The sequence below is a fragment of the uncultured Winogradskyella sp. genome, from assembly GCF_937958655.1.
Taxonomy (GTDB): Bacteria; Bacteroidota; Bacteroidia; order Flavobacteriales; family Flavobacteriaceae; genus Winogradskyella.
In genome coordinates, this window is the sequence record NZ_CALGNH010000020.1 from 21293 (window position 1) to 42355 (window position 21063).

At 31.2% G+C, this 21063-nt stretch carries 21 protein-coding genes; 17 read left to right on the forward strand and 4 right to left on the reverse strand.

The genetic code is table 11. The features are described 5' to 3' along the window. The first annotated feature begins 67 nt into the window (after positions 1-67). The 12 genes from gmd to Q0800_RS04435 all read left to right on the forward strand — a co-directional run bounded on the left by gmd (position 68) and on the right by Q0800_RS04435 (position 13217). On the forward strand, positions 68-1183 hold the full coding sequence (gmd, locus tag Q0800_RS04380) for a GDP-mannose 4,6-dehydratase (RefSeq protein WP_299127936.1): 1116 nt from the start codon (positions 68-70) through the stop codon (positions 1181-1183). Positions 1184-1185: 2 nt separating this feature from the next. Further along, positions 1186-2250, forward strand: a complete 1065-nt coding sequence (locus Q0800_RS04385; RefSeq protein WP_299127937.1) for a GDP-L-fucose synthase — start codon at positions 1186-1188, stop codon at positions 2248-2250. A 284-nt stretch (positions 2251-2534) separates the two neighbouring features. Beyond that, the gene (locus Q0800_RS04390; protein ID WP_299127939.1) at positions 2535-3128 is read left to right on the forward strand and encodes an inorganic diphosphatase; all 594 of its coding nucleotides are present in this window, start codon (positions 2535-2537) and stop codon (positions 3126-3128) included. Positions 3129-3138: 10 nt separating this feature from the next. Further along, the gene (locus tag Q0800_RS04395) at positions 3139-4386 is read left to right on the forward strand and encodes a flippase (protein ID WP_299127940.1); all 1248 of its coding nucleotides are present in this window, start codon (positions 3139-3141) and stop codon (positions 4384-4386) included. Further along, positions 4383-5450 carry a glycosyltransferase gene (locus tag Q0800_RS04400; protein WP_299127942.1) on the forward strand — a complete coding sequence of 356 codons (1068 nt, stop codon included), beginning with the start codon at positions 4383-4385 and terminating at the stop codon, positions 5448-5450. Before Q0800_RS04395 ends, Q0800_RS04400 begins: the two co-directional genes overlap by 4 nt. Further along, on the forward strand, positions 5451-6860 hold the full coding sequence (locus Q0800_RS04405; RefSeq protein ID WP_299127943.1) for an O-antigen polymerase: 1410 nt from the start codon (positions 5451-5453) through the stop codon (positions 6858-6860). After that, positions 6860-8095, forward strand: a complete 1236-nt coding sequence (locus tag Q0800_RS04410) for an O-antigen ligase family protein (RefSeq protein WP_299127944.1) — start codon at positions 6860-6862, stop codon at positions 8093-8095. The genes Q0800_RS04405 and Q0800_RS04410 overlap by 1 nt, the downstream gene beginning before the upstream one ends. A gap of 2 nt (positions 8096-8097) precedes the next feature. Continuing rightward, positions 8098-9192 (forward strand): glycosyltransferase, encoded by a 1095-nt coding sequence (locus tag Q0800_RS04415; protein WP_299127946.1) that lies wholly within the window; start codon positions 8098-8100, stop codon positions 9190-9192. A 2-nt stretch (positions 9193-9194) separates the two neighbouring features. Further along, positions 9195-9743, forward strand: coding sequence for a putative colanic acid biosynthesis acetyltransferase (locus tag Q0800_RS04420; protein WP_299127948.1), 549 nt, complete (start codon positions 9195-9197; stop codon positions 9741-9743). Then, positions 9743-10948: a WcaI family glycosyltransferase gene (locus Q0800_RS04425; protein WP_299127949.1), complete on the forward strand. Its 1206-nt coding sequence runs from the start codon at positions 9743-9745 to the stop codon at positions 10946-10948. Before Q0800_RS04420 ends, Q0800_RS04425 begins: the two co-directional genes overlap by 1 nt. 141 nt (positions 10949-11089) lie before the next feature. Beyond that, the gene (locus Q0800_RS04430) at positions 11090-12445 is read left to right on the forward strand and encodes an exopolysaccharide biosynthesis polyprenyl glycosylphosphotransferase (protein ID WP_299127952.1); all 1356 of its coding nucleotides are present in this window, start codon (positions 11090-11092) and stop codon (positions 12443-12445) included. A gap of 4 nt (positions 12446-12449) precedes the next feature. Beyond that, a complete protein-coding gene (locus tag Q0800_RS04435; protein ID WP_299127954.1) occupies positions 12450-13217 on the forward strand; it encodes a glycosyltransferase family 2 protein in 768 nt (255 codons plus the stop codon). Here the strand turns inward: Q0800_RS04435 and Q0800_RS04440 are convergent. Further along, complete coding sequence (locus tag Q0800_RS04440; RefSeq protein WP_299127971.1) at positions 13207-14514, reverse strand: phenylacetate--CoA ligase family protein; 1308 nt, start codon at positions 14512-14514, stop codon at positions 13207-13209. The two genes, Q0800_RS04435 and Q0800_RS04440, sit on opposite strands and share 11 nt — an antisense overlap. An 83-nt stretch (positions 14515-14597) precedes the next feature. Between Q0800_RS04440 and purD the strand changes: the two genes are divergently transcribed. Further along, positions 14598-15869 (forward strand): phosphoribosylamine--glycine ligase, encoded by a 1272-nt coding sequence (gene purD, locus Q0800_RS04445; protein WP_299127972.1) that lies wholly within the window; start codon positions 14598-14600, stop codon positions 15867-15869. Here the strand turns inward: purD and Q0800_RS04450 are convergent. Then, the gene (locus Q0800_RS04450) at positions 15864-16091 is read right to left on the reverse strand and encodes a uracil phosphoribosyltransferase (RefSeq protein WP_299127956.1); all 228 of its coding nucleotides are present in this window, start codon (positions 16089-16091) and stop codon (positions 15864-15866) included. The genes purD and Q0800_RS04450 overlap by 6 nt on opposite strands. Before the next feature lie 111 nt (positions 16092-16202). Here Q0800_RS04450 and Q0800_RS04455 point away from each other — a divergent pair, with 111 nt between their 5' ends. Further along, a complete protein-coding gene (locus Q0800_RS04455; protein ID WP_299127958.1) occupies positions 16203-17120 on the forward strand; it encodes a DUF6427 family protein in 918 nt (305 codons plus the stop codon). Here the strand turns inward: Q0800_RS04455 and upp are convergent. Continuing rightward, positions 17109-17768: a uracil phosphoribosyltransferase gene (upp, locus tag Q0800_RS04460; RefSeq protein ID WP_299127960.1), complete on the reverse strand. Its 660-nt coding sequence runs from the start codon at positions 17766-17768 to the stop codon at positions 17109-17111. The genes Q0800_RS04455 and upp overlap by 12 nt on opposite strands. Positions 17769-17838: 70 nt before the next feature. On the opposite strand from upp, the gene Q0800_RS04465 reads away from it, so the two are divergent. Together Q0800_RS04465 and Q0800_RS04470 are read left to right on the forward strand one after the other, a co-directional pair. Next, positions 17839-18447, forward strand: a complete 609-nt coding sequence (locus Q0800_RS04465) for a DUF4254 domain-containing protein (protein WP_299127963.1) — start codon at positions 17839-17841, stop codon at positions 18445-18447. A 50-nt stretch (positions 18448-18497) separates the two neighbouring features. Further along, positions 18498-19520 (forward strand): glycosyltransferase family 9 protein, encoded by a 1023-nt coding sequence (locus tag Q0800_RS04470; RefSeq protein ID WP_299127965.1) that lies wholly within the window; start codon positions 18498-18500, stop codon positions 19518-19520. An 89-nt stretch (positions 19521-19609) separates the two neighbouring features. Here the strand turns inward: Q0800_RS04470 and Q0800_RS04475 are convergent, their stop codons facing one another. Next, positions 19610-20668, reverse strand: a complete 1059-nt coding sequence (locus tag Q0800_RS04475; RefSeq protein ID WP_299127967.1) for a ferredoxin--NADP reductase — start codon at positions 20666-20668, stop codon at positions 19610-19612. A gap of 132 nt (positions 20669-20800) precedes the next feature. Between Q0800_RS04475 and Q0800_RS04480 the strand changes: the two genes are divergently transcribed. Beyond that, positions 20801-21063: PadR family transcriptional regulator (locus Q0800_RS04480; RefSeq protein WP_299127969.1), on the forward strand; the 263-nt coding region annotated here is incomplete at its 3' end.

Here is a 21063-nt window from a genome sequence, read left to right on the forward strand (position 1 = left end):
ATTTTACCTTTAGTTTAATTGGTTTATTAATTGTTGATTTGTAATTGCGTATGGTAATACAAGATTTATGAAAAAAACAGCATTAATAACTGGTGTTACAGGTCAAGACGGAGCATATCTTAGCGAATTTCTCTTAAAAAAGGGCTATATAGTACATGGAGTTAAAAGAAGATCATCGCTTTTTAATACAGGCAGAATAGATCATTTGTATCAAGATCCTCATGAAGAGGATCAAAATTTCTTTTTACATTATGGGGATTTAACAGATAGTACTAATTTAATAAGGATTATCCAAAATGTTAAGCCCGATGAAATTTACAATTTGGCGGCCATGAGCCATGTTCATGTGTCTTTTGAAACGCCAGAATATACAGCAAATGCAGACGGTATAGGTACATTAAGGATTTTAGAAGCCGTAAGAATATTAGGTTTAGAAAAAACAACAAAAATTTACCAAGCCTCAACTTCAGAACTTTATGGTAAGGTACAAGAAGTGCCGCAAACTGAAACGACGCCGTTCTACCCAAGAAGCCCTTACGCAGTTGCTAAAATGTACGCGTATTGGATTACAGTAAATTATAGAGAAGCCTATGGTATGTATGCCTGTAATGGTATTTTGTTTAATCATGAATCACCAGTAAGAGGAGAAACTTTTGTAACCAGAAAAATTACAAGAGCCACATCTAGAATTGTCTTAGGCATGCAAGATAAAGTATACCTTGGTAATCTCGATGCTCAACGAGATTGGGGACATGCAAAGGACTACATTAGGATGATGTGGATGATTTTGCAGGCAGAGCAACCAGAAGACTGGGTCATAGCAACAGGAAAAACCACCTCTGTAAGAGATTTTGTAAAGATGTGTTTTAGTCATGTCGGTATTGAGTTGGATTTTAAAGGAAAAGGTGCTAATGAAAGGGGTTATATAAAGGCTTGCAATAACAAAGACTACCAGATCCCAATAGGAAAAGAGGTTGTATCTGTAGACGAAAAATATTTTAGACCAACAGAAGTAGATTTATTAATAGGTGATGCTACAAAAGCCAGAGAGAAGTTAGGTTGGATACCAGAATACGATTTGCCAGCCTTGGTTGAAGATATGATGTCTAGTGACCTAAAATTAATGCAAAAGCAACAATACCTCAAGGATGGAGGCTATCAGGTTAAAAATTACTTTGAATAGAGATGCATAAAGATTCAAAGATATATGTTGCAGGGCATCGCGGTTTGGTAGGTAGCGCAATATTAGAAAATTTAAAAGCTAAAGGTTATACTAATATAATAACCAAAACACATACAGAACTCGACCTAACCAATACAGAAAAGACAAGGAAGTTTTTTGAAATAGAGAAACCAGAATATGTCTTTCTAGCAGCAGCTAAAGTTGGAGGTATCATTGCAAATAATACGTATCGCGCAGATTTTATTTATCAAAACTTGATGATTCAGAATAATGTAATTCATCAAAGTTATTTAAATGGAGTAAAAAAATTATTGTTTTTAGGAAGCACATGTATTTATCCTAAAAATAGCCCTCAGCCAATGAATGAAGCGTATCTGTTAACAGATACCTTAGAATACACAAACGAACCCTATGCTATTGCTAAAATAGCAGGTATTAAGATGTGCGAAAGCTATAATTTGCAATATGGCACAAATTTTATCTCTGTAATGCCTACAAACCTATATGGGCCAAATGATAATTTTGATTTAGAGAAATCCCATGTTTTACCTGCATTAATCCGAAAGATTCATTTAGCTAAATTGATCAGTGAATCAAAATACGATGAGGTTTTAAAAGATTTAGGCTTAAAAACAATTGAAGAAGCCAAAACCTATTTGGCATCATTTGGTGTTTCTGCAAACAGTGTTGAAATATGGGGGACAGGAAAGCCCAAAAGAGAGTTTTTATGGTCAGAAGATATGGCGGATGCTTGTGTTTTTTTGATGGAGAAAAGGGATTTTAAGGATACATTTTCGGAAAGTGAAACAGAAATAAGAAATACCCATATTAATATCGGTACAGGTGAGGATATCTCTATAAGGGATTTAGCCAAAACCATAAAAGATATTATAGGTTTTACAGGTGAACTTGTTTTTAATACTGAAAAACCAGATGGTACTTTGCGTAAATTAACCGATGTTTCAAAGTTGAATGGTTTAGGCTGGAAGCATAAAGTGGACTTAAGAGAGGGTATAAGGATATTGTACGATTGGTATATAAGTAATAATTCTAAACCCTTACTTTAAAATCAAATCCAGAAGTTGTACTGCAATAATGACCAATAAAACCAGCAGTAAATTAGTATTAATAAACAGATTTTTATTGAGTAAAACAATAGTTACAGTAAGATCTGTATAATGGTTAATATAAATTTGAAATAACTATACCTATTACATCTGTATTTTCGAGTTTGAAAATAAAAATAAGCACTAGCTGAAACCTCTTTGAGACATTTTTAAATAAAATAGTTGTTGAATTACAGGGAATATGAAAGAAAAACTAATATTTTAAAATTATAAGTTTATTTATTTTGTCAGAAAAACCAACCTTTATAGTTATTTTTATTTTATGTTATTTATTCTCCTGTGAAAATGAAGGTAATTATTATTCTATTTCTGCCTATTCAAAGGATGGTGCAGTAAATGCAGTTATCGAGATACCAGCAGGTAGTAACGTAAAAAAAGAGTATGACCCAAGTGCCAATACATTTTACGTGGATCAAGAAAACGGAAAGGACAGAGTGATTAATTTTTTACCCTACATAGGCAATTACGGTTTTATACCATCAACCTATTCTGATCCAAAAAAAGAGGGTAATAGTTTTTTAGCCCTACGGATTCAAGGGGCTTATCCGGACAGAGTAGACGCTGTTTTTAATTTAGATAGTGGTAAGTTAAAAAATGTGAAAAAGGCAGGCAGATTTGAAAATGAAAACGCAAAAATTGAACCTTTAGGAAATGGTTATTATAAGTGTGTATTAACTGGCAAAATAAATGCTTCTAACGTTTCGTTGCTTATAGGAACTACATCAAAAGAAAACAAAATTTTAAGTTGGGAAGCTAAGTCTGAGGACTCAAAAAGTGTGAAAATAATACCATCTAGTCTAAAATTGGAAATCCTTTGAATTTAATTAGGTGATAAAAAAATTTTTAAAAGATAAGGAGTCTAAGGTTTTAGTAGATAATTACTTATCCTTATTAATACTGCAAGGTGCAAACTACCTTTTACCATTATTGATTTTACCCTTTCTTGTAAGGGTATTGGGTACAGACAAGTTTGGACTTGTAATGTTTGCGCAAGCGCTGTCAGTATTTCTTACGGTTTTTGTAGATTTTGGTTTTAATATAAGTGGCACGAGAGAGGTATCTCTGGCAAGAAATAATAATAAAAAACTTTCCGAGATCTTTAGTGCCATAATATTCATAAAGCTATGTTTAACTATAGTCGCACTCGCCATATTATTCTTTGTTATTAATATTTTTACAAGATTTAGTATAGATAAGTCTGTTTATCTATTTAGTTTTGGGATTGTAATAGGTCAGGCTATTTTTCCTGTTTGGTTCTTTCAAGGCATAGAGAAGATGAGATTTATTACGCTAGTTAATATTTCTGCTAAACTCATTTTTACACTACTTGTTTTTATTTTAATAAGGCAGGAGTCAGATTATATTTATGTGCCTGTTTATAATTCTTTAGGATTTATAATTGCTGGATTTTTAGGATTAATCTTTAGTTTTAAGTATGTAAAATTTAAAGCCCCTAGCTATACAATGGTAAAAAGATTAGTGGCAGAGAGCTCTAGTTTGTTTGTGTCTAATTTTGCCACAACACTCTATACGTCTAGTAATGTTTTTATCCTAGGTATTTTTACAGGAAATACTATTGTCGGTGTATATGCTAGTATGGAAAAACTAATATTAGCGGTAAAAAATTTTTATGTCCCACTTTACCAAGCTATGTATCCTTGGATGGCCAAACAATTGGATAAAGATAAAGTGAAAAACATAAAAAAGATTACACCTTATATTATAGTTACGGGCTTACTAATTACTGCTATTATTCTAATTTTTGGTAAATCTATCTTAAACTTAGTTTATGATGATACCTTAATAGAAAGTTATGTTGTAATTTTTAAAATACTTAGTTTTATTGCTATTTTTTCTGGATTAAATATGTTGTATAATGCGTTGTATTTTCCGGCCATAAAAAAATATAAAATTAGAATGAATATTATGATTGCAGGAGGTGCTGTAAACTTGTTGCTAAGTTTAATACTTGTAAAGCTTTATGGTATTTATGGAACAGCAATTACTGTTACATTTACAGAATTTGTACTTTTGATTTTAGGCTTTTATTTTTTTAAAAGAGAGCAGAAATTTTGAAAAAACTAATCATTTTACAAACTGCAGCACCTCATTATAGAAAGGGTATTTATTCCTATTTAAATCTTGAATTAGGTGATTATTTTAAACTATATTCGGGTAAAAGCTATTTTGAAAAATCAATTACTACAGATAAAACGATATCTTTTATAAAACCAGTTAAAAACTTCTATTTTTTTAATAGACGCTTGCTTTTCCAAATGGGTATGTGGCATCAGGTTTTTAAAAAGAACACTATGGTTTTGGAAATGAATCCAAGGATTATTTCCAACTGGCTCATTTTAATAATTCGTAGACTTTTGTTAAAAAAAACGGTACTTTGGGGACATGCTTGGCCTAGAAATGGTAAAAAAAGTAAAACAGATCTTGTTAGGCATTTTATGCGACTTTTAGGTAACGAAATTATAGTTTATACACAGACCCAAGCTAATGAACTTAAGCAGAAAATGCCTAAGAAGAAGATAACTGCGGCACCTAATGCATTGTACTTAAAAAAGAATATGCTTTATAATGAAGATAATAGACTTATAACAAATCTTATTTATGTTGGACGATTATCCAAAGCTAAAAAAGCATTTTTTTTAGTTAAAGCATTCCATGAAGCATTAAGTGAGATACCCAATACGTGTCATCTAATTATTGTTGGTGAGGGTGAAGAGAAAATAGATATAGAAAACTACATTATAAAGAATAATTTAAAAGAAAGAATTAGCCTTAAAGGACATATTTCTGATTTAAAGACATTAGAAAAACTTTATGCGACTTCGTTATTTAGTATTTCGCCAGGTTATGTAGGCCTATCTATTACACAAAGCTTTAGTTTTGGCACACCAATGATAATATCTAGGGAAGAAAATCATTCTCCTGAGATAGAGGCAGCCTTAAAAGGTGTTAACGCTTTATTTTTTGAAACAAATAGTAAAGCTTCTTTTAAGGAGACCTTAAAGTGTGCTTTTCAGCAAAAATTAAGTTGGATTAATAAGCGCCAAGAAATCTGCCAATTTTGCAAGAATACCTATTCAACAGAAGCAATGGCTAAAACATTTTTAAATGTCATAAAATAAATGAGTTTAAGAAATATTTTTTTGGTAGTTTATGTTATTATAAGTTCAATTCTATTCATCACATTTCGTTGTGATCCTATGGTATGGACAACATTCTTTGTCAGTTTTATTATTGTTTCTATCATAGTATATTATCATTTATTTGTTGAAAAGCATTTTTCCCCATTTATCTCAGCCTACATCGTTTTTACATATTTATTCTTTTTACTCGCGCCTATTATACAAATAGGCGGTTTTAAAGACGGAGTTGGCAAATATGCTACCAATTTAGATTATAAAGTTGATTTAACACTAAAAACCAATGGCTTAATAATTTTGTTTAATCTTATTTTTTTTCTGTCCTATTTTTTCATAAAAAAAAGATTCACTAGGAAGATTATACAACCCAAACAATTAAAACAAGAAAGAGTATTGCCATTAACCATATTTGTGCTTTTTACAATAAGTATATTGGTTTATTTCGTTACAAAAGACTTTATAGAAGATGAGTTATATAGGCCAAGTTGGCAAATATCATCATATTCTATTTTTGAATTACTACTTCAAAAAAAGGTATTGTTTATGATACCTCTTGCGGTTATAATTTTATGTTATCAATATTTTAAAAACCATAAAAAAATAAATAACAACACATTAATTATCGCTCTAATATTAGTGATATCATTTTTTATTCTACTTTGGTTTAAAAATCCAATGACAGAGAAACGAAATGCCTTAGGGCCTATTTATATAGCTTTAATATTTTTATTCTTTCCAAAAACTTTAAACTCTAATGTAAAAGTTTTATCATTTTTGTTTTTTGCAATGATTATTTTATTTCCTCTTTTTCAGGTAATAACGCACATAGATTATTCTTTTGAGTATATTGTTAATAATCCAGAAATACTTTCAGAAGAGTTTGCAAAATCTAATTTTGCCACAACATTTAACACCCTCAATTATGATGCATTTTCTAACATTTCAGCAACAATAGATTATGTTTCTTATAATGGTTTTGCTTATGGGTATCAACTATTAAGCGGGCTTTTATTTTTTGTGCCAAGAGCAATATGGACGTCTAAACCTATATCTACAGGAGAACTTATTGGCAACTATATAGTAGAAGAATATAATTTTAATTTCACTAATCTTGCAAACCCACTGGTGTCTGAAGGTTATATAAATTTTGGCATCTTTGGTGTTTTACTAATGTCTATAGCCTTAGCTTATTTTATGGTAAAACATTTAATATGGTTAAATAGAGATGATCAGTTAAAGAGGATCATGGCGTTTTACTTTGCCATACATTTAATTTTTTTATTAAGAGGAGATTTTACCAATGGTTACACGTATTATATAGGTACGTTAATGGGAGTATTTTTAATTCCCAAAATCGTCCATAAAAGTATTAAATTTGCCCTAAAAAAGTAATGATGGTACTAACAGACAGTTTTAAGTTTAAATTGCTTAATATTAGTCTATTTATAATGTTTTCTTTACCTGTAATACCAGATTACATTAGACCTTACGCTATAATCTTTCTGGGATTATCATTACTGATAGCAAATATTAATAGGTCATTTAATTTTAACCTAAAGTTTTTTTTAATAAATTCTGGCATATATGTGCTAATGGCACTTAGTTTGTTTTATTCAGAAAATTTAGACTATGGATTTAATAAGCTAGAGACCATGGCTTCTTTAATAGTGCTACCTTTATTATTTTCTTTCTTTCCAAAATTTGCACTAAAAAAAGTAAAGGCGAACCTTAGTAATTATTTGTTAATATATAGTATTGCAATTTTAATATATAACATTATTTCTCTGGTATATCATTTTGGACACTATGGTAAAACAACACTAATTCATTACCCTACAGTTAATCGAATTGCGCAAGGCCCATACAATATACATCCTATATATTTATCTATGCACATATGTACAGCCATTCTGTTTTCATTTTTTATTCTCAAAAAATTAAAAACGAAGTGGAAAATTGCACTAATGGTTGTATTAGATTTTGTTCTTTTATTTTTCCTTTTTGTTTTATTAAAAAAAGGGCTAATCATCGTTTTAGGTTTTACTTCTATAATATTTGTCTTATTTCAAAGAAGTAAAAAATTACTGTATGTTGGTTTTGCTTTAATAGCAATTAATGTTGTTATAATTATAAGCATACCGCAATACCGTAGTAAGTTTATGGAGTTAACTAAAATTGAAGATGTTAATAAAGGAGGCCCTACTTCTACCAATATTAGATATACAATATATAGGTCTGCATTGTATAATTTTTTAAAATCTCCTTTAATTGGTTATGGTTTAGGAGATCATAAAGATGTACTTTTAGAGGGTTTTAAAGAAAAATCTAAGGAGCTCTATAAAAACAGGTATAATACCCATAATCAATACATTAGTTTTATGCTGTCTTTAGGAATAATTGGATTACTTTACTTTCTTTACTTCTTAGGCTTTAATTTGGTGTTAGGTATACGATATAATAATCAACTCTTAATTTTGTTGGTTGTTTTTTATGGAATGATAATGCTTTTTGAAAATATATTGGAAAGAGAAAACGGAGTTATTTATTTCAGTTTCTTTATTAACTTTTTCGGGTTGATGTCTTATTATGAACACCAAGACCGTAAAAATAAAACACTAAATATTTAACTATGAGAATAATCCATATTGTAGAGGATTACTCAATAACAAGTGGTGGAATACGAACCGTGGTTAAAAGTCTCCACGAACAGCTCCTATTACATAAATATAACTCATTAGTAGTAACCCCTTTCTTTGAAGAAAAGGATGAGGGGATAGTAGCTATACCAATGAAAAAGAAAAACCCATGGGTTTATTCTAGCAAATTGGATAGTATTTTAAGAAAGCTCCACAATGAATCAAGTATTGATGTAATTCATATACATGGAGTATGGATGCATCCTCAATACTATGCTAGTAAATTTGCATATAAAAACAACATATCTTTTGTCATATCTTTTCATGGTATGTATGAGCCTTGGTTGTGGAAATCTGGAAATCTAAAAAAAAGATTATATTCAAGATTTTTAACAAACAAATATTTTAGTAAAGCCAAAGTTATACACTCTATTACAAATTCTGAGACTTCCAATTTAAGCAAGACTTTTAAAGAAGCCGATATTATTGAAATACCTAACCTTATACGTTTTAGAAATTTAAAGTCAGTTGGTTCAGAAAAAGATAAGTCTAACTATATTTTGTTTCTTGGAAGATTGGATCCTATTAAAGGTATAGATTTATTAATCGATGCTTTTCATAGAATCAGTAAAAATGATGATCTTTTATTAAAAATAGCAGGCCCTATAAATAGTTATAAAGAAAAATTGCAAAATCAAGTTGAACAGTTGTCTTTAGAAAATAAAGTTGAGTTTTTGGGTTTGGTTAAAGGTATAGAAAAGCAAAAACTTTTTGAAAATGCTCTAGCATTGGTAGCGCCATCATATTCCGAAGTTATTGGTATGGTAAATTTAGAATCAGCTCTTTTTGGAACAGTAGTAATTACAACTCATGCAACGGGTTTAAGTAAAGACTGGTCAAAAAATGGGGGGTTTTTAATAAATCCAAATATAGATGAAATTGCCAAAGCGCTACAAAAAGTTCTAAGTTGGGATAACAGCACACTTAAAGAAAAAGAGAGCCAACTAAAACAGTTTGTGAGGAAGAATTATTCTTGGGAAGAAAGATTTATAGATTGGGAGAATTTATATAAACATGTTTGCAAATAATTATGCGTAACATTCAAAACTTAAAAGCATTTAAAACACCCAAGTCATTTAGAGGAAAGGGTGTTTTATATGTTCAATTATGGTGGTTGGTGCAAGCTACATTATTTAAGTGGTCACCTCAATTTATGTATAGTTGGAGACGTTTCTTATTAAGAATGTTTGGTGCTAAAATTGGTAAAAAAGTTATAATTAGACCTTCCGTAGAAATTACGTATCCATGGAAAGTCTCAATAGGTGACTATAGTTGGGTTGGCGATGATGTAGTACTTTATTCATTGGGCGAAATAGAAATTGGATCTAATACAGTAGTGTCTCAAAAATCTTATATATGTACAGGGTCACATCATTATAATTCTGAAACCTTTGAGATTTATTCTAAAAAAGTAACCATCGGTAATAAATGTTGGTTAGCTACAGATGTTTATGTTGCTCCCGCAGTTACTATTGGCGATTTTACAGTTGTTGGGGCTCGTAGCAGTGTGTTTTCTGATTTGCCAGCAAATAAAGTCTGTGTAGGTAGCCCTGCTAAAGCTATAAAAGACAGAGCCTAGTGAAGATAAAAAACATTACTTTTATTAGCCTAAACTATGCACCCGAAGACACAGCTATAGGCTTGTATTCTACGCAATGGGTTGAGTACTTAAAAAATAAGGGATTTAAGGTTACTGTAGTAACTGCATTTCCGTATTATCCAAAGTGGGAGATTTCGCAAGCGTACAAAAACAAAAAAACATTCCTAAAAGAAGAAAATGACGGCATAAAAATTTTGAGGTACAAACAATATGTACCCAAAACACCAAGTTTTTTAAAACGAATAATCCATCTTTTAGATTTTACTTTTGGGTCTTTTATTAACCTTAATAAAATAAAGGACTGTGACCTTGTAATTTCAATAGTACCCTTTACAACATCTGCATTTTTGGGTTATCTCCATAAAAAAAGACATGGTGCAAAATTATGGGCACATATACAAGATTTTGAGTTTGATGCGGCACTACAAACGGGAGTAGGCAAAAAGAAAAATTATTTTTTTTCGCCGTTATTTTCATTAGAAAAATGGCTTTTTTCAAGGCCAGATTTGGTAAGTACAATAAGCCATACCATGCTTAAAAAACTGTCTCTTAAAAGTAGTGCAGATCAATTTTTTATGCCAAACTGGATCGATGAGAAGGAAATCAACCCTAGCACATCCAAGACGCATCCCTACCTAAATACCAATAAAATTAAAATCTTATACTCTGGTAATATTGGCGATAAGCAAGATTGGGAAATATTTCTACAGTTTTGTAAGGATATTGACAAATCTACGTATGAAATTGTTGTAGTTGGTGATGGATCAAAAAAGGATTGGCTGGTCTCCAAAATTGAATCATTTAATAATGTTAAGCATTATCAACCTGTGCCCTTTAAAGAGCTGTCGGACCTCTTATGCAGTGCAGATGTACATATACTATTTCAAAAATCAGAAGTTTTGGATACCGTTATGCCGTCTAAGGTACTAGGCATGATGGCTAGTTCTAAATTATCAGTAATTATCGGTAACGATAAATCCGAGGTAAAGACTATATTTAAGAATTCAGATTCAGGTTTATACTTTTCGAGCTACTCAAAAAGTATTATTGAGACTATTAATAATTTTATCAATGACAAAGCGCGCTTACATCAAAATGGAATTAATAGTAGAACATATGTAATAGAAAATTTTTCTAAAAATACAATTCTTAAGAAAATGTATGAGAAATTAGTACAGCTATAGTTATACACCGTAATCAAAGATTAAAATACAATTGCAAAACATATAATTTTAACTTAACTTTCATAAAATAAACCACGTTCAACTCAAAATTAGATTTACAGGGAAAACAACTACTTTTAACGCCATTTTTAATTTAGAAATTTGAGTTTATTTAAACACGGACGATATTCAGGGTATTTAAGACCCATTTCCTATTTGATAGATTTATGTGTAATCAATTTTTTGGCTACGCTTTATCTACTTAATGTAAGTGTTCCATTTGTTTTTTTACTGGTTATTTCCTCTGGTTGGGTGTTGTTGTCTATTTATTCAAAATTTTACGAGGTATATAGATATACAAGACCAGTAAATATTTTGGCTTTAATATTTAAACAAGCCCTATTATTTTTATTATATGTTTTTGCATTTTCAGGCTTGTATTATGAGCTTAATATCTATCCTAAACCCATCGTAAAATACACACTTATTTGTTTTGCGTTTATTACCGTTTTTAAGTTTGCCATCTACTATCTTTTACAGCGTTACAGGGTCTCTTTTGGTGGTAATTACAGAAAAACAGTAATATTTGGAGTTAATAAAAAAACGTTAGCATTAGAGAGTTTTTTTAACAAAAATCCTGAGTACGGATATCAGCACGAAGAAACGTTTAACATTAAAACTAAAGCACATACGTTAGAGGATTGTTTTAATTATATCTTAGATCAAAAAGTTGATGAAATTTATTGTTCTATTTCAGAACTTACTAATGCCCAGATAGCTGATATTGTAGATTTTGCAGATAATAATTTAAAAATATTGAAGTTTATCCCAGATAGTAAAGAAATCTATTCTAAAAAGTTGAGGTATGAGTACTATGATTATATACCAATTCTAACGTTAAGAAACATTCCTTTAGAAGAGCACTTTAATACAATTATAAAGCGTGGTTTTGATATTTTATTTTCAAGTTTAGTAATTCTATTTATACTTTCGTGGCTAACGCCATTAATTGCTATTTTAATTAAATTAGAGTCTAAGGGCCCTGTGTTTTTTAAGCAATCTAGAAACGGCTTTAACTTTAAAGAGTTTGATTGTTACAAGTTTCGTTCAATGACACCAAATAGCGATGCTAACTTATACCAAGCCACAAGAGGAGACGAACGCGTAACTAAGGTTGGTAAAATTATTAGAAAAACTAGTATAGATGAACTTCCTCAATTTTTTAATGTACTCTTTGGCGACATGTCTGTAGTAGGTCCACGACCACACATGGTAAGCCATACTAATATGTATGCTAAAAAAATAGATAAGTTTATGGTAAGGCATTTTGTTAAACCAGGTATAACGGGACTAGCACAGACTAGTGGTTTTAGAGGTGAGGTAGAAACAGACAAGGATATAATAGGCAGAGTTAAATATGATATCTTTTATATAGAAAACTGGTCATTATTGTTAGATATAAAAATTATTATTCAAACCTTTGTTAATGCGGTAAAAGGTGAAGATAAGGCATATTAAACCTATGGATCTCTTAGTCTCTGTAATAACACCAATGTTTAATAATGAGGCCGTAATTGTTGATACGGTCAATAGTGTAAGACAGCAAACCTACCCTCATTGGGAATTGATTCTAATAGATGATGCTTCTACAGACCATACAAATATCATTATACAATCCTTATTGGAGCAAGACACAAGAATTCAGCTCTATAAACATTTAAAAAACAAAGGAACATCCGAAGCACGTAATTTAGGGACCAAAATGGCTAAAGGCGATGTTATAGCTTTTTTAGACGCAGACGACAAGTGGCATAAGTATAAGTTAGAATTACAACTTAAAGCACTTAAGAGTGCAGATGTATGTTTTGGTAGTTACGAATTAATTGATGAAAACTCAAAACCTCTAAATAAGAAAGTTAATGCCCTAAACACTTTAAGTTATAAAAAGCTTTTGAGAGCAAACTATATTGGCAATCTTACAGGAGTTTATAACGTAAATACCATAGGTAAGATTTATACAAAAGACTTAAAAAAAAGACAAGATTGGTTATTGTGGTTAGAAGCCTTAAGACGAAGTAAAAAACCTGCCATAGGTTTACAAGAGACCATTGCTTATTACAGAATTTCTAAAGGTTCATTGTCGTCTAATAAAACGAATCTTATTAAGCATAATTTTTATGCCTATCGGAAAGGTTTAGGGTATTCATATTTAAAATCTATAGTTTATATGGTGCTATTTTTATTTGAGCACCTCATCATAAAACGAAGATTAATTAGATCTATACCTTAGAAATAAACTGTTTTAGTTTGCCTGCTTTTGTGCGTTTTAAGACCTTTACTCTATTATATAGCACTTGTATACCAGGCTCTAAGTAATTTGTCATTTCAGAGCTAATTAGGGCTTTCTTTTCTGCAGAAAGTTCATCCTTACTAACATAATTAATTGTAAACTCATTTAGCGTATTTTGTACAATTGTAAATTCTGAAACATTTCCGTCGTTTTCAATAACACTTTTAGTAATGTAATAGAACGTAAGCCCAGCCGCCTTTTTACCGCTTGGCAAAACTGCTATATCATTTGTTCTACCTGTTAGTTTTTTAAGAATCGGTTTTTTTAAAGTACTGTTTTTAGATAGTGATCCAATATCGCCAATATCATAACGAATAAATGGATGGGCTTTATTGTAGAAAGAAGTAATGACTATTCTGCCTTCTTCACCATAAGGTAAAACACGGTTGTTTTCGTCTAAAATCTCAACATAAAGCGTTTCAGAATTAACCTGCCATTCATCTTTAGTATTTTCAAAAGCAATAAGATCTAGTTCAGATGCGCCATATTCATTAACTACTGGCACACCAAACTGTATTTCCATTAGAACTTTATCATCCTTAAAGAGCATCTCTGAGGTTACAATACAAACCTTAAGATTTGGGCATATGGTTTTTAAAACAATATTTTTTCGTTTTAAATATTTTGCAAATTGTACAATAGGACTTGTGTATCCGTTTATAAATTCAAAACGTGTATGTTTAAATTTTTTAACAGCAACATCAAATGATGTATCACTTAGGTCAAAAACTGAAAAACGATACCGATTACTAAACACATCCTTTAATCGTTCTTTGTAATACCCTTTTTTGTTTAAGGGGATGCCGTAAAATCTTGCCTGTTTAGAGGTGTTAAAATCTATATTATACCAAGAAAATCGGTTTATAATTTCTGCCCAAGTCATAGCATGGCACCATTTATCCTTTGCAAAAATAAAAGGATTACCAGAGCTGCCAGAGGTTTTATTTAGGTAAACATTTTTTGTGGTATACCCATTACTCAATCGATCTTCTATGGGTTGCTGCAAATGCTGCTTGGTGAGTATGGGTACTGTAGACCAGTTATTTATATCTATAGGGTCTCCAAACGATTTATAAAATGAATTGTTTTGTAAATGATAGCTTAAAATATCTTTTTGAGATGTTTTAATATAAGTTTCAAATTCAGAATCATTTTTTAACAAAATCTGGGATAACCTAGCCTTAGCTTTGTTAATATCAAAGCCATTTACTTTTAGGGTGAAGTCAAATAATCGCAAACCGTTTTTAGACTTAAGGTTTCCGTAAATTAATTGTTTTTTCAACTTAAAACCAATTATTTTTGCGCAAACAATTTGTAGATATGAATATTTTAGTACTTGGCTCAGGAGGTAGAGAACACACATTTGCATGGAAAATAGCACAAAGTGCTCATTGTAAGACCCTTTTTGTTGCACCCGGAAATTCTGGAACCGACGCCATAGCTACAAATTTAGATCTCGCTGTAACAGATTTTGATGCCATAAAAAATGCCGTACTTCATAATAGTATAGATCTTGTTGTGGTTGGCCCAGAAGATCCTTTAGTACAAGGCATTCATGATTTCTTTTTAAATGACGATGAAATTAAACATGTCTCCGTTATAGGACCTCAAAAAGCAGCTGCAGAACTCGAGGGAAGCAAAGAGTTTGCAAAGGAGTTTATGATGCGGCATAATATTCCGACAGCAGCATATAAAAGTTTTACTAAAAATAATGTTGAAGAAGGCTATAAATTTCTAGAAACCTTAAACCCTCCTTATGTTTTAAAAGCAGATGGATTAGCCGCAGGCAAAGGTGTTTTAATTTTAAATGATATAGATGAGGCTAAGACTGAATTAAAAAACATGCTTGTAGATGCTAAGTTTGGTGAAGCCAGTACCAAAGTAGTTATAGAAGAGTTTTTAGATGGTATTGAATTAAGTTGCTTTGTCCTATCGGACGGAAAGGACTATAAAATTTTACCAACAGCAAAAGATTATAAGCGTATAGGTGAAGGCGATACAGGATTAAATACTGGCGGTATGGGTGCAGTGTCTCCTGTACCATTTGCTACAACTGATTTTTTAAATAAAATTGAAAATCAAATCGTTAAGCCAACAATAGAGGGTTTTAAGAAAGACAACTTACCTTATGTTGGTTTTGTTTTTATTGGCTTAATAAAAGTGGGTAATGACCCTAAAGTTATAGAGTACAATGTAAGAATGGGTGATCCTGAAACGGAGGTGGTGTTACCTAGATTAAAGACTGATATTGTAGAAATTTTTAAAGCAATGTCTAATCAGACTTTAGCCAATATAGATATAGAAATAGATGAGCGTGCAGCAACTACAGTTGTATTAGTCTCTGGTGGTTATCCTGAAGCTTACCAGAAAGGAAAAGAAATAACAGGTATAGAGGCAGTAAATAACTCATTAGCTTTTCATGCAGGAGCTAAATTACAAGATGAAAAAGTAGTGACCTCTGGAGGACGTGTAATGGCCATAACCTCTTATGGCAACACTTACCAAGAAGCCATAAAAAAATCTTATCAAAGTATAGAACATATACACTTTGATAAGATGTATTATAGAAAAGATATAGGCTTTGACTTATAAATAAGAATGTGCAGAAATACTTTTATCTTCCTCGTTATTAGCATTATACTTTGCTAATTGCTTCATCCAATATACAAAAGCTACAAAACCAATAATCATAAAAATCCATGACATGGTGTTTGCAGTAAACCAACTTTCTAGTTCTAAAGCTCTAATGGCATCAAAAGGTGCAAATAATACATTTACAAACAAATCTTGTATGGCGTTAAAGAAATCTTTCATAACTTTTTAAATTTATGCGCTATGCAATTTAAATTATAGTTTATTTTTCAAATTAGTTTCTAATCCTTTATATTAAAAACTATAATTAAAGCAAAAATACAAAAACACGCTATGATTACAAGTATTTTTAATAAATCTAGACCAATTAACTATGTATTGGTAGCTATTTTTGTGTTCATTTATTTTTTGAGTCTTAATCTACAATTTTTAGTTAGTGATATTTCTTATGCATTAATAGGAATAGCAAGATTTCTCATAGTCCTTTTCATGATTTTTTTATTAGATTTTATAATCTCAAAAAACAATCTATCAAAAAATAACAGTTATGCCATATTAACCTTTGGCCTCTTGGTAGGTGTATTCCCAGAAATTTTTAAACATTCTAATTTATTGTTAGCTAATCTCTTTGTTTTATTTGCACTAAGACGCATTATTAGTTTACATTCTAATGTGAGTCTCAAAAAAAAATTATTTGATGCAGGATTTTGGATTATGATAGCAACGCTATTCTATTTTTGGTCAATTCTGTTTTTTTCTATTGTTATAGTGGCTTTAATATATCATTCTCAAAATGATATTAAAAATACAATCATCCCTTTTATCGGTATCGCCGTAGTATTGATAATTCTGTTAGTTTATAATATTATTTTTCATGATGTTTTTATAAGATATACTAACTTTCAGCCATTTGCTAGTTTGGATTTTACGGCATATAATAGCAAAGAGAACATTGTGAGATTAACAGTGTTTTTTACAACCTTACTATGGATACTAATTTATTTTTTTAGAGTACTTCCCGATAAAAATAATAAGTTAAAACCATCCTATTTTTTAATTGCATGGTCTTCTATTATAGCGGTCTTAATTACCGTTATAGCTCCGCTTAAAAATGGCAGTGAGTTTCTTTTTGTTTTTGCACCGTTTTCTATAATAATGGCTAATTATATTGAGGTAATTTCAGAAAAGTGGTTTAAAGAAATTTTTATAATATTATTAATAATAACGCCTATCATTAATTTATTGTTGTAGTTTATTACCAAAAGCTAAATCGCCAGCATCACCTAAACCAGGTACTATATACCCTTTATCATTAAGTATACTATCTATGGAGGCAATCCAAAGATGTGTAGCTGCATTAAATTGTTCTGACATGTAATCTACACCCTTTTGCGCACCAATAACGCTTACTAGATGGACTTCTTTGGGCGTACCAAAAGGTTTTAAAGCTTCAAACGTCGCAACCATAGACTGACCCGTTGCAAGCATTGGGTCTGCAAGTATAAGTGTTTTGTTTTCTAAATTAGGACAGGCCAAATACTCAACAACAATTTCAAAACTTTCAGGATGTTGTTTGTGTTGTCTGTATGCAGATATAAATGCGTTTTCTGCAGCATCAAAATAATTAAGTAAACCATTATGTAATGGTACACCTGCTCTAAGAATAGAGCATAATACAATGTCATTTTTGTGTAATACTGTTTCTGATAGCCCTAAAGGAGTTTCAATTGTATGATTTTCAAAATTCAAAGTTTTACTTAATTCATAACCCAAAATCTCACCAATACGTTCAATATTTCGTCTAAAACGCATACTGTCTTTTTGAATAGATTTATCTCTGATTTCTGCAATAAAAGTGTTTAATACAGAGGGTGTTTTAGATAGGTTATGAATATGCATCGGATTCGCTTTTTATTCAATTGCTAAGTTAATAATTCAAAGTATATTTGCATATTCTAAATTTTTTAAAATGTTTTCAGATAAAGCAAATGCCATATTTCAAGATGTCATTAAGACCTATAAAGTTTTAAATACAGTAGACCAACCATTTTCTAACAAGTATCATAAGGATGAAGATTTAATCGCTCATTTATTATACAGAAAATGTTGGATTGACACTGTTCAGTGGGCTTATGAAGACATAATTAGAGATCCAAATATAGATCCTGTTGCCGCATTAAAACTGAAGCGAATGATTGATGCATCAAACCAAGACAGAACAGATACCGTTGAATTTATTGATGGTTATTTCTTAAATAAATACAAAGACGTTGTTGTAAAGTCTGACGCTAAAATCAACTCAGAAAGTCCGGCTTGGGCAATTGACCGTTTATCAATTTTAGCGCTTAAGATTTATCATATGCATTTAGAAACAGTTAGAGATGACGCTTCTGACGCTCATAAAGCCGCTTGCCAAAAGAAGTTAGATGTATTGCTAGAACAGCGTGTAGATTTAAGTACGGCTATTGACGATTTATTAGAAGATATTTCTAATGGAGATAAATACATGAAAGTCTACAAGCAAATGAAGATGTATAACGATGATGAGCTAAACCCTGTTTTAAGAGGACAGAAATAATTTGAGACCTCGCAGGTTTCTCAAACCTTGCAGGTCTTTTCGAAGACCAGATGCAAACCATAAACCACATATTAGTCATTAGATTCTCTGCCATGGGAGATGTCGCTATGACTGTTCCAGTTTTAAGAGCTCTTACCAATCAATATCCTGATCTAAAAATAACTGTTGTAACTAGAGAATTTTTTAAGCCGTTCTTTAAAAACTTAGACAATATTGAAGTTTATGCTGCAGACCTTAAGGGAAAACACAAGGGCATATTGGGATTATATAAACTTTCAAAAGAATTGAATCGTTTAGAGTTTGATGCTGTTGCAGATTTACATAATGTCTTAAGAAGCAAAATCCTAAAGTTCTTTTTTACCAAAAAAAAGGTCGTACAGATTGATAAAGGCAGAAAAGAAAAGAAAGCTTTAACCTCTGGCAAACTTTTTGAACAGTTAAAAACTACCCATCAACGTTATGCTGATGTGTTTGAAAAGTTAGGCTATAAAATAGATTTATCCAAACCAAGTTTTCCTGAGAAAGTTGAACTACCTACACAAATAAAAAGTTTTATATCTAAATCTAATAATAGAACCATCGGAATTGCCCCATTTGCTGCTCATAAAAGTAAGATGTACCCATTAGAACAAATGGAAAATGTTATTGCTGAGTTATCCAAAACTTATAATGTTGTTTTGTTTGGTGGAGGGCAAAAAGAAGTAGAGATTTTAAACAAACTTGAAGCAAAATATAGCGATGTTAATTCAGTCGCTGGCAAATTAAATTTTGAAGAAGAACTAGCACTTATATCTAATTTAGACCTAATGCTGTCTATGGATTCTGGTAATGGACATTTAGCAGCCATGTATGGAGTAAAAGTAGTAACACTTTGGGGGGTCTCCCACCCTTTTGCAGGTTTTGCACCATTCAACCAACCTAAAGATTATGCTTTAGTGGCAGACAGGGAACACTATCCTTTAATACCAACGTCTGTATACGGCAATAAATTTCCAGAAGGCTATGAAAAAGCTGCTGGTAGTATTTCTGTTGATAAAATAGTATCAAAAATTAAAGCCGTTATTCCTGCATAGTCAGAAATTTGACTGAAAGAAGTTAATCAATTTATTTTGAGTTTTCGTTCCCTTCCTCCTGGGAAGAGCTAGGGATGGGCTTCTGGGCTTCACACATCATCATAATCCACCACAACATTTGGAGTCGTTGGATGTGCTTGGCATGTTAGTATTAAACCTTCTGCAACTTCACTGTCAGTAAGAATATTATTTTGTCGCATTGTAGCTTCACCATCAGTAAGTCTTGCAATACAACTACTACAAATACCACCTTGGCAAGAGTAAGGAGCATCGATATCTTGTTTTAAAGTAGCTTCTAAAATAGAAGCGTCTTGTGACATGGTAAACTCAAATTCCTCTTCATCAACCAGTACTTTAATTTTTGAGCTTCCATTCGGGACATCAATATCAGTTGTATTTTCAGCTTCAGTCGGAGCAGTAAATAATTCAAATAAAATATTAGAGTCTTTTACGTTATTTTCATTCAGCACATCTTTAACGGTGTGTATCATTTGCTCTGGACCACATAAATAAAATAACTCTACAGAAACACCTTTATACTTATTTTTCACAATGAGATTAACAGTACTTTTTTCTATACGACCAAATAAGGCATCATTTTCTTGAGCCTGGCTATAAATAAAATGTATGTGGAAACGATTGCCGTAGGTGTCTTTTAGTTTAAGTAAATCTTCAACAAACATGGCGTCAGCTAAAGTTTTGTTACCATAAACTAAAATAAAATTACTAAAAGGTTCATCTTCTAATAAGGTTTTTGCTATACTTAGAATTGGTGTAATACCACTACCAGCTGCAAAAGCAGCTATAGTCCTTGTTTTGGCTTCGTTGGCTTCAAATATAAATCGTCCATTGGGTTCAGCGACTTCGATACTATCACCAGCCTTAAGTTCTTGGTTGGCATAAACTGAAAAGGTACCATTGTCAACAGCCTTAACGCCAACGGTGAGGTCACCACTCTTTGCAGAAGAACATAAAGAATAATCTCTACGAACGTCTTTACCATTAATTGTGGTCTTTAGTGTAATATACTGACCTGCCTTAAAAGTAAAGTTTTCTTTTAAAGCCTCAGGAATATCAAAAGTTATAGCTACAGATTTTGCAGTTACGTTTTCTACAGATTTTATATTGAGTGTATGGAATTGAGCCATTATAATTTTTTTTGCAAAAATAAGGAATCTTTAGTAGTTGAGGTTCTAGAAGCCACAGCGCAATTACAAAAATTTCTTAAAATATATACCTAAGAATATTATGCATAAGTGATTTATGCATATATTTGATCTATGAGTAATTCTAAATTATATAAAGGGAGTTTAAATACAATTATTTTAAAACTGCTCAATGAGAATGATAAGATGTATGGTTACGAGATCACACAAAAAGTTAAAGCATTAACTAAAGGTGAGCTAAATATTACTGAAGGTGCCTTATACCCAGCGCTTCATAAGCTGGAAGCGGAGGGTCTTTTAGATGTTGAGGTAGCCAAAGTAGATAATCGCTTACGTAAATATTATAAACTCACTGAATCTGGGACTAAAGAAACCGT

Bases quoted from the DNA above. Each gene is read 5' to 3' on its own strand.
- Q0800_RS04405 (WP_299127943.1), top strand. From the start codon at position 5,451: ATGAGTTTAAGAAATATTTTTTTGGTAGTTTATGTTATTATAAGTTCA.
- Q0800_RS04385 (WP_299127937.1), top strand. From the start codon at position 1,186: ATGCATAAAGATTCAAAGATATATGTTGCAGGGCATCGCGGTTTGGTA.
- gmd (WP_299127936.1), top strand. From the start codon at position 68: ATGAAAAAAACAGCATTAATAACTGGTGTTACAGGTCAAGACGGAGCA.
- Q0800_RS04415 (WP_299127946.1), top strand. From the start codon at position 8,098: ATGAGAATAATCCATATTGTAGAGGATTACTCAATAACAAGTGGTGGA.
- Q0800_RS04420 (WP_299127948.1), top strand. From the start codon at position 9,195: ATGCGTAACATTCAAAACTTAAAAGCATTTAAAACACCCAAGTCATTT.
- Q0800_RS04410 (WP_299127944.1), top strand. From the start codon at position 6,860: ATGATGGTACTAACAGACAGTTTTAAGTTTAAATTGCTTAATATTAGT.
- Q0800_RS04435 (WP_299127954.1), top strand. From the start codon at position 12,450: ATGGATCTCTTAGTCTCTGTAATAACACCAATGTTTAATAATGAGGCC.
- purD (WP_299127972.1), top strand. From the start codon at position 14,598: ATGAATATTTTAGTACTTGGCTCAGGAGGTAGAGAACACACATTTGCA.
- Q0800_RS04455 (WP_299127958.1), top strand. From the start codon at position 16,203: ATGATTACAAGTATTTTTAATAAATCTAGACCAATTAACTATGTATTG.
- upp (WP_299127960.1), bottom strand. From the start codon at position 17,768: ATGCATATTCATAACCTATCTAAAACACCCTCTGTATTAAACACTTTT.
- Q0800_RS04450 (WP_299127956.1), bottom strand. From the start codon at position 16,091: ATGAAAGATTTCTTTAACGCCATACAAGATTTGTTTGTAAATGTATTA.
- Q0800_RS04475 (WP_299127967.1), bottom strand. From the start codon at position 20,668: ATGGCTCAATTCCATACACTCAATATAAAATCTGTAGAAAACGTAACT.
- Q0800_RS04470 (WP_299127965.1), top strand. From the start codon at position 18,498: ATGCAAACCATAAACCACATATTAGTCATTAGATTCTCTGCCATGGGA.
- Q0800_RS04465 (WP_299127963.1), top strand. From the start codon at position 17,839: ATGTTTTCAGATAAAGCAAATGCCATATTTCAAGATGTCATTAAGACC.